Origin of the sequence: Halarchaeum rubridurum (genome assembly GCF_014647115.1) — an archaeon.
GTDB classification, from domain to species: domain Archaea; phylum Halobacteriota; class Halobacteria; order Halobacteriales; family Halobacteriaceae; genus Halarchaeum; species Halarchaeum rubridurum.
Genome location: NZ_BMOO01000001.1, coordinates 561418 through 573178 on the forward strand (window position 1 = coordinate 561418; position 11761 = coordinate 573178).

General features: G+C 68.8%; 11 protein-coding genes. 3 read left to right on the plus strand and 8 right to left on the minus strand.

The window, feature by feature from the left end; all coding sequences use genetic code 11:
* The first annotated feature begins 84 nt into the window (after positions 1–84).
* Together leuS and IEX84_RS03095 are read left to right on the plus strand one after the other, a co-directional pair.
* Positions 85–2931 carry a leucine--tRNA ligase gene (leuS, locus tag IEX84_RS03090; RefSeq protein WP_188869686.1) on the plus strand — a complete coding sequence of 949 codons (2847 nt, stop codon included), beginning with the start codon at positions 85–87 and terminating at the stop codon, positions 2929–2931.
* A 182-nt stretch (positions 2932–3113) separates the two neighbouring features.
* Entirely contained in the window at positions 3114–3344 is a 231-nt protein-coding gene (locus IEX84_RS03095) for a DUF7535 family protein (RefSeq protein WP_188869688.1), read from the plus strand.
* Here IEX84_RS03095 and IEX84_RS03100 read toward each other — a convergent pair whose 3' ends face one another.
* Positions 3345–4331: an ornithine cyclodeaminase family protein gene (locus IEX84_RS03100; RefSeq protein WP_188869690.1), complete on the minus strand. Its 987-nt coding sequence runs from the start codon at positions 4329–4331 to the stop codon at positions 3345–3347.
* 96 nt (positions 4332–4427) lie between these two features.
* Here IEX84_RS03100 and IEX84_RS03105 point away from each other — a divergent pair, with 96 nt between their 5' ends.
* Positions 4428–4628: a hypothetical protein gene (locus tag IEX84_RS03105; protein ID WP_188869692.1), complete on the plus strand. Its 201-nt coding sequence runs from the start codon at positions 4428–4430 to the stop codon at positions 4626–4628.
* 3 nt (positions 4629–4631) lie between these two features.
* On the opposite strand, the gene IEX84_RS03110 is transcribed toward IEX84_RS03105, so the two are convergent.
* From IEX84_RS03110 to IEX84_RS03140, 7 genes are all read right to left on the minus strand, one after another.
* The gene (locus IEX84_RS03110; RefSeq protein ID WP_188869694.1) at positions 4632–5828 is read right to left on the minus strand and encodes a DUF6498-containing protein; all 1197 of its coding nucleotides are present in this window, start codon (positions 5826–5828) and stop codon (positions 4632–4634) included.
* 311 nt (positions 5829–6139) lie between these two features.
* Entirely contained in the window at positions 6140–7837 is a 1698-nt protein-coding gene (thsA, locus tag IEX84_RS03115) for a thermosome subunit alpha (protein ID WP_407647580.1), read from the minus strand.
* Positions 7838–7990: 153 nt separating this feature from the next.
* A complete protein-coding gene (locus IEX84_RS03120) occupies positions 7991–8545 on the minus strand; it encodes a KH domain-containing protein (RefSeq protein WP_188869696.1) in 555 nt (184 codons plus the stop codon).
* 226 nt (positions 8546–8771) lie between these two features.
* Positions 8772–8975: a transcriptional regulator gene (locus IEX84_RS03125; RefSeq protein ID WP_188869698.1), complete on the minus strand. Its 204-nt coding sequence runs from the start codon at positions 8973–8975 to the stop codon at positions 8772–8774.
* Between the two features lie 456 nt (positions 8976–9431).
* Entirely contained in the window at positions 9432–10298 is an 867-nt protein-coding gene (rio1, locus tag IEX84_RS03130) for a serine/threonine-protein kinase Rio1 (RefSeq protein ID WP_188869700.1), read from the minus strand.
* 1 nt (position 10299) lies between these two features.
* Positions 10300–10581 (minus strand): translation initiation factor eIF-1A, encoded by a 282-nt coding sequence (gene eif1A, locus IEX84_RS03135; RefSeq protein ID WP_188869703.1) that lies wholly within the window; start codon positions 10579–10581, stop codon positions 10300–10302.
* Between the two features lie 179 nt (positions 10582–10760).
* Complete coding sequence (locus IEX84_RS03140) at positions 10761–11741, minus strand: tyrosine--tRNA ligase (protein ID WP_188869705.1); 981 nt, start codon at positions 11739–11741, stop codon at positions 10761–10763.
* Positions 11742–11761 lie beyond the last annotated feature (20 nt).

Consider the following 11761-nt stretch of genomic DNA (forward strand, 5'->3'; position numbering starts at 1 on the left):
CGTCGGCGCGGGCGAGGGAAAGCGTTTCGCCCCGGCCTCCCGGGGATGGGAGGCCTTTTGGCCCGCGGCGGTGAACGACGGGGCATGACCTACGAGCCGCGCCGACTGGAGCGCAAGTGGCAGGAGCGCTGGGAGGACGGCGGGCGGTACGAAGCCGACCCGGGCGACGACGAGGACGCGACGTTCGTCACCGTCCCCTACCCCTACCCGAGCGGCGGGATGCACATCGGGCACGCCCGGACGTACACCGTCCCGGACGTCTACGCGCGCTATCGCCGCCTCCAGGGCGACGACGTCCTCTTCCCCATCGCGTGGCACGTCACGGGGACGCCGATCATCGGCGCCGTCAACCGCCTCCAGAAGGGCGAGGAGGAACAGCTCTCCGTCCTCCGGGACACCTACAACGTCCCCGAGGACGAACTGGAGGAGTTGGAGACGCCGATGGGGTTCGCGCGCTACTTCATCGAGAACCACTACAAGCGCAACATGAAGTCCCTCGGCCTCAGCATCGACTGGCGCCGGGAGTTCACGACGAACGACGAACGATATTCGAAGTTCGTCACGTGGCAGTACGAGACCCTCCGCGAGGACGACCGCCTGGAGAAGGGGTTCCACCCGGTGAAGTACTGCACCGAGGAGGAGAACCCCGTGACGACCCACGACCTCCTCGAAGGCGAGGACGCCGAGCGCCAGGAGTACACGCTCGTGAAGTTCGGGCTCGGCGACACGAAGGTCCCGATGGCGACGCTGCGCCCCGAGACGGTGCGCGGCGTGACGAACGCCTACGTGAAGCCCGACGGAAGGTACGTCGAGGCGGAGGTGGACGGCGAGACGTGGCTGATCAGCCACGAGGCCGCGCACAAGCTGACGCTCCAGCAGCGCGACGTCGAGATCGTGGAGGAGTTCAGCGGCGAGGCGCTCGTCGGCGAGCGCGTCGAGAACCCGGTGACCGGCGAGGACGTCCTCATCCTCCCCGCGGACTTCGTCGACCCGGACAACGCGACGGGCGTCGTGATGAGCGTGCCCGCGCACTCGCCCGACGACTGGATGGCCCTGCAGGCGGCCAAGGCGGACGAGGAGCGCCTGCGCGAGTACGGCATCGACCCCGCCGAGGTGGCCGAGATCGAGCCGAAGGCCATCATCGACGTCGAGGCCTACGACGACGTCTTCCCGGCGCGCGCGGCCGTCGAGGAGCACGGCATCACGAGCGCGGACGACCCCGCACTGGAGGAGGCCACCCAGGAGGTCTACAACCGCGAGTTCCACGCGGGGACGCTGAAGGACATGTACGGCGAGGACGCGGGCGCAGTCGTCGAGGACGTCCGGGACGAGCTCGCGGCGCGCTACCGGGAGTCCGGGCAGTTCGACGCGATGTACGACTTCTCGGAGCCCGTCGTCTGTCGCTGCGGCGGGACGGTCGAGGTCGCCGAACAGGAGACGTGGTTCCTCACGTACAACGACGAGGACTGGAAGGCGCTCGCCCACGAGGTCGTCTCGGAGATGGACGTCGTCCCGGAGACGTCGCGCGACCAGTTCGACCACACCATCGACTGGCTGGAGGAGTGGCCCTGCATCCGCAACTACGGCCTCGGGACGAAGCTCCCGTGGGACGACGACTTCGTCATCGAGCCCCTCTCGGACTCGACCATCTACATGGCGTACTACACCATCGCCCACCGGATCGAGGACGTCCCCCCCGAGGAGCTCACGGCGGAGTTCTTCGACGCGCTCTTCGACGGCCCCGAGGCGGTCGAGGGCGAGGCGCCCGAGCGCGCCCTCGAACTCCGCGAGGAGTGGGACTACTGGTACCCCGTCGACTACCGCGTCTCGGGGAACGACCTCATCAGTAATCACCTGACGTTCTTCCTCTTCCACCACGCCGACCTCTTCGAGCGCGCGAACTGGCCGGAGGGCGTCGCCATCATGGGGATGGGGCTCCTGGAGGGCGAGAAGATGTCGTCCTCGAAGGGCCACGTCGTCCTCCCCGCGGAGGCCATCGAGGAGTACGGCGCGGACACGGTGCGCTTCTTCCTCCTGAACTCCGCCCAACCGTGGCAGGACTACGACTGGCGCGCCGACGAGGTCGCCTCGACGCGCAAGAGCCTGAATCGCTTCTACGAGCGCGCCGAGGAGGTCGTCGACCTCGACACGCCAGCGCGCGAGGACGTCGAGCTACGGCGCATCGACCGCTGGCTCCTCTCGAAGCTCCAGCGGACGGTCGAGACGACGACCGACGCGATGGACGAGTTCGAGACGCGAAGCGCCTCCCAGGAGGCCTTCTACCGCTTCGAGGAGGACCTGCGCTGGTACCGCAAGCGCACGGACACCGAGCGCCCGGCGGCGACGTGGGTGCGCCAGGAAGTGCTTTGCACGCGCCTGCGCCTGCTCGCGCCCGTCGTGCCCTTCCTCGCCAACGAGCTCCACGAGGCCCTGGCGGGCGTGCCGGTCGAGGACGCCGCGTGGCCGGAGGTCGACCACGACCTCGTGAGCACGCGCGTCGAGGTCGAAGAGGAGCTGATCGAGTCGCTCGTCGACGACGTCCGGGACATCGTCGAGGTCACGGGCACCGACCCCGAGTCGATCACCGTCTACACGCCCGCGGACTGGAAGGGGACGGTGTTCGAGACGGTGGCGGAGACCGGCACGGACGTCGGCGCGGTGATGGGCAAAGTGATGCAGAAGGAGTCGCTGCGCGAGCGCGGCGACGCCGTCAACGACCTCGTGCAGGACCTCGTCGCGGACGTGCGGGAGTACGACGACGAGGAGCTCGCGGCGCTCGAAGCCGTCGACGAGCGCGAACTGTACGCGGACGCGGCGGGCTTCCTCGCCCGGGAGTTCGACGCGACCGTCGACGTCGTCCCGGAGGCGGACGCGACGGACGAGAAGGCCGAGCAGGCCGTACCGTTCCGCCCGGCGATTCGGCTGGAGTAAGAGAACCGGGCGGAGGCGAGGCGAACCGTGAGGCGGACGGAGGCGCGGGGCGAGGCGAGGCGAAGTAGACGGAGGCGGGGCGAGGCGAGGCGAAGTAGACGGAGGCGCGGGGCGAGGCGAGGCAGACGAAAGCGTGAGGCGAAGCCGGGGGGCTTAATCCCCCGGCCGTCGAAGCGGCCCGTATGACCACCGAATCGCCGCGGACGCTACGCGAGAAACTGAAGCGGACGCTCTCACCGCACATCGAGGAGGGCGGACTGACCGGGCGGGCCGAGATGGACTTCTTCGGCCTGCTCTACCTCCTCGTCATCCTCGCGCTCGTGATTCCGCTCGTCCCCTTCCTCCTCGTCGCGCACGTCCTGAACTCGATGGTGCGCTCGTTCTACGACCCGTTCCGACGGCCGCGCGACTAGTTAGACGCCGAGCAGGTCGAAGGACGTCCCGTTGTCCTTCTCGCGAGCGTGCTCGTAGACGACGTGCGCGGCCGCGACGTCCTGGATGGCGAGGCCGGTGGAGTCGAAGACGGTAACGTCGTCCGTCTCCGTGCGGCCCGCCTTCTGTCCCGTCACGATTTCCCCGAGTTCGCCGTAGAGGTCGTCGTCGTCGAGGACGCCCGCGCTCCACGGGACGTTTATCTCGCCGGAGTGGGTCGTCTGGGCGTAGTCGTCGATGACGAGTTTCGCGGCGAGCAGTATCTCGTCGGCGAGTTCGTGCTTCCCGGCGGCGTCCGCGCCCATCGCGTTGACGTGGGTGTGCGGGCCGAGGTCGTCCGGGCCGACGATGGGCTCTTCGACGGGCGTGACGGTCGAGAGCACGTCGCAGTGGCCGGCCTCGCTGATCGAGCCCGCGCGGACGTCGAACTCGTCGCCGAAGCGCTCGATGAAGCGAGTGATGCGCTCCTCGCGGAGGTCGCTCACGACGACGGTTTCGATGTCGCGCACCTGGCTGATAGCCTCCAGTTGGGTGTAGGACTGGACGCCAGCGCCGACGATGCCGAGCGAGTCCGCGTCGGGGACGGCGAGCGCGTCGGTGGCGACGGCGGCCGCCGCACCCGTGCGCTTCATCGTGAGCACCGTTCCGTCCATGATCGAGAGCGGGTAGGCGTTCTTCGGGTCGGAGTAGACCATCGTCCCCATCACCGTCGGGAGGTCGAACGAGTCGGGGTTGTCCGGGTGGGCGTTCACCCACTTGATGCCGGCGGCGTCCCACGAGTCGGTGCTGAGGTAGGCCGGCATCGAGCGGAAGTCGCCGTTGTACTGCGGGAGGTCGATGTAGGACTTCGCGGGCATCTGCGCGTCGCCGCGCTCGTAGGCGGCGAAGGCGTCGCGGACCGCCGGGACGAGTTCGGCCATCGCGGCGTTGGCGTCCACGTCGTCCGTATCGAGGAGGAGCGTCTCCATACGCGAAGGGGAGGACCGACGGGCACTTAGAACGCGCGACGTGCGAGAACCCGGTCCACCGCACCGACTAAGACGCTCGCCGTCCAACGGGCGCGCATGAGAGCACACAGCGTCCTCTCGACGGTGGCGACGGTGGCGCTCGTCCTCGCCCTCGGCACCATCGGCGGGTGGCTCCCGGTGCCGGATTTCCTCGTGATCTTCCTCCTCGGGATCACCGTCTGTCTCGCCGTCGTCCTCTTCTTCCTCACCGCCTACCGGATGACGCAGGGCGTCTTCGCCGACGAGAACCCGGTCTGACGCTCACGGGGCGAGGCGCGCGGCGAGTGCCTCGGCGTTCGAGACGTGGCGGAGCGTCCGACTGGTTCCGTCAGCGCACTCGACGCGGACGGTGTCCGCGCCGGGGACGAGTCGAGTTCGAGAGACCGTCGCGTCGGTGATCGTCGCGCGGGGAGTGACCCACTGCGCGGCGTCCGTGAGCCCGTTGTGCGCGACGAGCGCGTCGGCGTGGACGCGATAGACGAGCGGTGCCTCCGCGACGCGGGCCTCGATGAGGACGGCGACGAGGCTCCGGGACGCGACAATGCAGAGCGCGCCCGCGACGGCACCGAGCGCGGGACGGGAGAAGCCCGCGCCGCCGACGGTCATCCCGACGAGGCCGGCGAGAAGGACGAGAAACGCCGTCGGCCCGAGGACGGAAACGAGGGCGCCGTGGAGGACAGCCGTCGCCGTCGTCCCCCATGGGTCCGTTCGATGAGTCGCTACCGGGTCGGTGTCGGGCGTTTCGACCGGGTCCGCGTCGCCGACCGTCTCATCCGTATAGACGAGCGAGCGAACGAATCCGGGATGCCGTGCCTCCGCGAGGCCGTACGTGGCGCGCGTTGCGACGAGGCACGTCCCGAGGACGAGGTCGGGGACGCCGCTCGCCTCCGCGGCGGCGAAAACCGGCGGGACGGCGAAGGCGAGGGCGACGAGAAACACCAGATAGCGCCGCGTGAGGCCGCCGGTGGCCGCGGCCGTCTCGAACTCGTGCGTGCGGCCCCACTCGACGAGGCGAATCGCCTGCCCGACGCCGAACGTCGCCGCCGCGGCCGCGAACGCGCCGGGTGGGAACGAGGCGTACGGCGCCGGACCGAGGGCGCCGCTCACGGCGAGGCCGGCGAGCGGCCAGAGTGCACAGAACGCGAGCAGAGTCAGGAGGACGTGCGGGACGTTCCGCGGGTAGAGCGGTGGGAGGCCGGCGACCTCGATGCCGCCGCGGACGGCCGCCAGCGCGGAGAGCGGGAACGGCGCTCTGGTGTCCGACGGTCGATACGCGTCGGCGGGCGGTCGGGCGGCGAACAGCGATTGGACGGCGTCGCGAGCGACGACGAATCCGGCCTCCAGCCAGTAGCACAGGAGGAGGACGCGAACGTCCCAGTCGAGGACGAACACGCCCGCGGCCAGCAGGAGGGACGAGACCGCGACCGTGAGCCGGCCGCGCCGGGAGTCGTCGGGCATCGGTCGGGCGAACGGCATGTGGACGGAAAACGTGGCCGGGTGACCGTCGGCGGACGACGGGAATCGGGTCGCGGCCCCGAGCTCGAGACGGCATCGAAAGCCGTCGCTGGTCGGCCGAGATCGAAGAAAAACGGAGCGTCGGGAGTCGGGCGTGCGGTTCGGGTCGGGTGGTCGGGGTGGTGTGGGTGGCTGACGGCCTGTCTCACGGGACTCCGTCCCGTTCGACTGCCCGAGGTTCGTTCAGAACCTCGTTTACATCGGCGGGCGAACCGAAGGTTCGCTGCCTACGGGAGATCGGTCTTTGACCGATCTCACATCGCGCCGCCCATGCCGCCCATACCGCCCATGCCGCCCATGCCGCCGGGCGCACCGCCGGGGCCGCCCGCGCCGCCGGGCCCTTCGTCGCCGCCGTCGTCGGAGTCGACCTGCCCGCCGGCGAGGTCGCCCGCGGCGATGACGTCGTCGATGCGGAGGATCATGACGGCCGCCTCGGTGGCGCTCTCGATGGCCTGCGTCTTCACGCGGAGGGGCTCGACGACGCCCTCCTCCTCCATGTCGATGACCTCGCCCGTGTAGGCGTCGAGGCCGGCGCTCGTGTCACCGTCCGCGTGCTGCGCGCGGAGGTCCACGAGGGAGTCGATCGGGTCGAGGCCGGCGTTCTCGGCGAGGGTGCGCGGGCCGACTTCGAGGGCGTTGGCGAACGCCTCGACGGCGAGCTGCTCGCGGCCGCCGACGGAGTCCGCGTAGTCGCGGAGTTCGAGGGCGAGCTCGGTCTCCGGGGCACCGCCGCCGGGGAGGACCTGCCCGTCTTCGAGGGTGACGCGCACGACGCCGAGCGAGTCGTCGATGGCGCGCTCGACCTCGTCGACGACGTGCTCGGTGCCGCCGCGGAGGATGAGCGTGACGGACTTGGCGTCCGCGACGTCCTCGACGAAGATGCGTTCGTCGCCGCCGATGTCCTTCTGGGCGACGCTGCCGGCCTCACCGAGGTCGTCGGCCTCGATCTCCGTCGGGGAGGAGACCGGCGTCGCGCCCGTCGAGCGGGCGAGACGGCTGAGGTCGGAGTCCTTCACGCGGCGGACGGCGAGGATGCCCTCCTGCGCGAGGTAGTGCTGGGCCATGTCGTCGATGCCGCCGTCGACGAAGACGACGTTCGCGCCGGACGCGGCGATGGCGTCGACCATCTCGCGGAGCTGCTCTTCTTCCTGGTCGAGGAACTCCTGGAGCTGGTCGGGGTCGGTGACGTTGACCTCGGTGTCGATCTCGGTCTCCTGGACTTCGAGCGCGCCGTCGACGAGGGCGACCTTCGCGTCCTCGACGGCGTAGGGCATGTTCTCGTTGACGCGCTCCTTGTCGACGATGACGCCCTCGACGAGCTCCGAGTTGTCGATGGAGCCGCCGGTGACCTTCTCGACTTTGATGTTGTCGGTGTCGACGACGCCGTCGTCGGCGACGGCCTGCGCGGCGCGGACGACGAGGCCGGAGAGGGCGTCCTTCGCGTTCTCCGCGCCCTTACCGGTCATCGCCGTGGCGGCGATCTGTTCGAGGTACTCGGTGTCGTCGGCGTCGATGTCGATGGCGATCTCGGAGAGGATCGATTTTGCCTCCTCGGCGGCCTCCCGGTACCCCTGCGCGAGCGTGGTGGCGTGGATGTCCTGGTCGAGGAGCTCCTCGGCCTCGTCGAGGAGTTCGCCGGCGACGATGACGGCGGACGTCGTCCCGTCACCGACCTCGGTCTCCTGTGTCTCGGCGACCTCGACGATCATGTTGGCCGCCGGGTGCTCGATGTCCATCTCCTTGAGGATGGTGACGCCGTCGTTCGTGACGACGACGGAGCCCTGGGAGTCGACGAGCATCTTGTCCATCCCCTTCGGGCCGAGCGTCGTCCGGACGGACTCGGCGACGGCCTTGCCGGCGGAGATGTTCATCGACTGTGCGTCCTCTCCCGACGTTCGCTGCGAATCGTCGGAGAGTACGATCAGCGGCTGATTACCCATCTGCTGCGCCATAATCACTCCCTGATTGTTTGCCATTCTATATAAATCTTTGGGAGGTGTGCGTCAGCGCGGTGCAGGCGATGCGAACAACGTGTGTGAGAGAATGCCAACGATATCGTTTAAGTAGTACCGGCGGGCCGAGAGGGGCGGCGCAGAAGAGAGCCCTCAGCCCGAGAACTCGTGGTACTCCATCCCCTGGTGCTTGAGTTCCTCGACGTGTTTGCGTTCGAGGAAGGAGTAGACGGAGCCGTGGGGCGCACCGTCGAGTATCATCTCGGCGGCCGAGCGGGCGACGTCGACCTCGTTCGGACCGCCGATCATCCCGAACGTCGAGCCGTAGATGACGACGTCCGCGCCCGTGAGCTCCTCGATGAGTTCGCGCGTGCGCCCGTTCTCACCGATGAGCCGCCCCTTCTTTCGCCGGAGGTCGTTGTCGTTGCGCGCCGCGCGCTCGATGTCGATGGTCTCGAAGAGTCGCATGTCGTCGTCGAGCAGCGTGAGCGCCGCGTCGGGCTTGAAGCCGCGACCGATGGCCCGCACGATGTCGGGCGCCTTCATCCCGCGGATCGGGTCGCCGGTCTTCTCGACCGCGACCGCGCCGTCGTCGGAGTTCACGTCGAGGCTGACCTCCGCGGACCGCTCGATGCGGCGCAGGGTCTCGCCGCCCTCCCCGATGAGGACCCCGATGCGGTCCTGCGGAATCTTGACGTGTTGAGTCATATGCAGTCGGCTACGGGACGAAGCGGTTTAAGACTTACACGCCGCGTGCGGCGTCGAACGAGGAGCGGTCCGGCACTCTGTAAACTGTATACCACGATATAGAATTCCGATGGTGGCGGATAGACACCCGAAACGAACACGACGACGTCGAGCGGCGCGGGCGTCCGAGCGAGTCGGAATCCGAGCCGGCCGACGCACCCGACGCACACCGAATACACGCGTGTCGTTACGGCGGGTCGGAGTCGGGGTCGAAGATGTCCGCGGTGGCACAACCGAAGTGTTTCGCCAGCGCGAACGCGAGCTCCGAAGGAAGGGCGTACCGCTCCCGTTCGATGGCGTGTCCGTCGGGTGACGTCGACGGCTCGCCGAGGTCGGCCTGGCTCGGGCCCGCTCGCGCGCGTCGTGCAGGTCGTTTCGCACCGTCAGCCATCTCGCGTGGCGACCTCGTAGACCCGTAGAGGAGAACGCCGAGACGGTCACGTTGCACAACCGGGCGCGCCCGCGGGGTCGACGTCGCCACCGGCTTCGGGTACGCACAGCGTCGGGGGCGCTCAGCGTGACGACCGTGAGTGTCCCGACGGCCAGTCCGCGCGCCGCGGTCGTACAACTCGTCGTCGCGTTCGTCGTGGAGTCGCGCGTCGCTCAGTTTCGGGGCGAGGAGCGACCGCGGCGCCGACCCACCCGAGCAGATAGACGAGGTGCCGACGTGGTAGTGACCGGTGGCGGGCCCGACGACGAGTGCGGGACCGGTGAAGGACTCGCTTCGATTTTTTATATCGTCGTATGTGGTTTATCGTATCGGCGATGGGGTCGCATACCACGGGGTCGAAGCCGTCGATATGGCGTTCCGTAGCCGCAGTATCGAGGATTCGCGGGAAAGGAGGCGTTACTCGCCGGCGTCGCCGCTCGGGTCGGCGTCGACGGCCGTGACGTGGTCGTAGAGGTCGTCGGGGTCGGCGTCGATGCCCTGCCGCGAGAAGAACGCGGCGACGTTCTCGCAGTCGCGGTGGAGGAACTCCGCGGCGTTGCCGTGGTGGACGGTGACGGCCTGTCCGACGTCGATGATCGTGAGTTCGCCGTCGTGGACGACGATGTTGTACTCGGAGAGGTCGCCGTGGACGAGGCCGGCGCTGAAGAGGCGCTGCATGTACTCGCGGACGACGTCGTAGGCGGTCTCGGGGTTCTCCAGGGTGACGTCGTGGAGCGTCGGCGCGGGGTCGGTTGCCTCGCCGATGAGTTCCATCACCAGGACGTTTCGCTGGACGGCGATGGGTTGGGGGACGCGGACGCCGGCGTCGTGGGCGCGAGCGAGGTTGGCGAACTCCTTGCGCGTCCACGCGAGCACGACGGCCTTCTTGTCGCCGCGGATGCCCTCGAAGCGCGGGTCGCCTTCGAGGTAGTCGCGCATGTGCTGGAAGTTCGAGGCGTTGATCCGGTAGACCTTGACGGCGACGTCGTCGCCCTCGGGTGCGGCGGCCTCGTAGACGTTCGCCTCCTTGCCGGTGGAGATGGGGCCGCCGAAGGCCGCGAGGTGGCCGTCCTGCACGAGCTTGTAGAGCGCGGCGAACGTCGCGTCGTCGAACGCGCCCTCCTGGACCTTGAACTGGTCGGCGTCCTTCAGCCGCGTGAGGAACGACTCGAACTCGCGGTCCTGGCGGCGCGTGATACGGTCGACCTCGTCGTCCGAGACGTCGAGGTCCTCCCACTCGTCGCCCGGCGCGCCCTCCGTCTCCTCGACGAACTCGCCGGCCACGCTAGACGTGCCCCTCCTCTCGGAGTTGCTCGGCCGCGCGGTTGTCGTAGCGCCACTCGACGTCGGCCTTCTCGTCCTGCCAGTCCCAGGGGTCGACGAGGACGATGTCGCCCTCGCGTATCCAGACGCGTTTTTGCATCCGGCCGGGGATGCGCGCCGTCCGCTCGGTGCCGTCGGCGCACCGGACCGCGATCCGGTTCGCGCCGAGCATCTCCGTCACCTCGGCGAACACCTCGTCCCCCTCGGGCATCCGGAGGTCGATTCGCTCGGATTCCTCGCTCATTGGGCCCGTGTAGCCCCGGCAGACGGTTAAACCCAACTCACGCGACCGGACGTTCATCCGTGAGAAGGAGACCAGAGTCGGGGGTGCGATACCGGATGACCGCGGCGGCCCCGCGACGTGCGGCCCGACCCGCCGCGGAGCGGTCGGGCCGTCGTTCGCCACACAGCCGCTGAAGGACCTCAGGCGCGCAGTTCGCGGAGGCGCTCGCGCCCCGGCGCGATGAGTTCGTCGAGCGACGCGGCGAGGGCGCTCTTCGCGTCCGCCGGGTGGAGTTCGCCCGATTCGAGGTCGGCCTCCAGGTCGTCGTAGCGCTCGTAGACGAGGTCGCCGCCGTACTGCTCGGGGCGCTCGACGACGACCTCCTCGAAGCGCGGGAAGACGTGGTACCGGAAGATTTCGAGGACGGGGTTCACGAGGTCGCCCTCGGGGTCCGCGGTCGGCGGGCAAAAGGCCGCGTTGACCTTCTCCTCTAAGTCCTCCGTCGAGTCCTCCATCGAGATGGTGGTGCCGGTCGAGGAGGACATCTTGCCCTCGCCGGTCTCCAGGTCGCCGACGATGGGCGTGTGGAGGCAGGTCGGGGCGTCGTAGCCGAGTTCGGGGAGTTCCTCGCGGGCGAGCATGTGGACCTTGCGCTGGTCCATCCCGCCGACGGCGAGGTCGACGTCGAGGTACTCGATGTCGAGCGCCTGCATCAGCGGGTAGACGACGTGGCTCACCTTCGCGGTGTCGTCGCCCTGCAGTTCCGCCATCGCGCGCTGGGCGCGCTTCAGCGTCGTCCCCACCTGCAGCGAGTGGAGGTCGAGTTCGTACGCCTCGTCGAGCTGGTAGGACGACCCGAGGACGAACTCGGTGTTCGACTCATCAAGGCCGTAGGCGAGGAACTGCTCTTTCATCTGCTCGGCGGTGTCGCGTATCTCCTCGAAGGTGCCCTTGTCGTTGAGATAGGCGTGGACGTCGGCGAGGAGGACGACGACCTCGAAGCCCGCCTCCTGGAGGTCGATGAGTTTGTTCGCGGTGAGGAGGTGGCCGATGTGGAGCACGCCGGAGGGCTCGTAGCCGACGTACGCCCGCTTCCCGTCGGGGTCCTCGGCCAGCGCCGCCACCTCCTCCTCGGTCACGACTTCCGCCGCGTTCCGAGAGATGCGCTCGTAGGCGTCCATGGGGCGACAAAACGGGACGA

Excerpts from the sequence above, each read along its gene's own strand:
- eif1A (WP_188869703.1), bottom strand. The coding sequence starts at position 10,581 with ATGAGCGAGGAATCCGAGCGAATCGACCTCCGGATGCCCGAGGGGGAC.
- thsA (WP_407647580.1), bottom strand. The coding sequence starts at position 7,837 with ATGGCGCAGCAGATGGGTAATCAGCCGCTGATCGTACTCTCCGACGAT.
- IEX84_RS03100 (WP_188869690.1), bottom strand. The coding sequence starts at position 4,331 with ATGGAGACGCTCCTCCTCGATACGGACGACGTGGACGCCAACGCCGCG.
- IEX84_RS03120 (WP_188869696.1), bottom strand. The coding sequence starts at position 8,545 with ATGACTCAACACGTCAAGATTCCGCAGGACCGCATCGGGGTCCTCATC.
- IEX84_RS03105 (WP_188869692.1), top strand. The coding sequence starts at position 4,428 with ATGAGAGCACACAGCGTCCTCTCGACGGTGGCGACGGTGGCGCTCGTC.
- IEX84_RS03095 (WP_188869688.1), top strand. The coding sequence starts at position 3,114 with ATGACCACCGAATCGCCGCGGACGCTACGCGAGAAACTGAAGCGGACG.
- leuS (WP_188869686.1), top strand. The coding sequence starts at position 85 with ATGACCTACGAGCCGCGCCGACTGGAGCGCAAGTGGCAGGAGCGCTGG.
- IEX84_RS03125 (WP_188869698.1), bottom strand. The coding sequence starts at position 8,975 with ATGGCTGACGGTGCGAAACGACCTGCACGACGCGCGCGAGCGGGCCCG.
- IEX84_RS03140 (WP_188869705.1), bottom strand. The coding sequence starts at position 11,741 with ATGGACGCCTACGAGCGCATCTCTCGGAACGCGGCGGAAGTCGTGACC.
- IEX84_RS03110 (WP_188869694.1), bottom strand. The coding sequence starts at position 5,828 with ATGCCCGACGACTCCCGGCGCGGCCGGCTCACGGTCGCGGTCTCGTCC.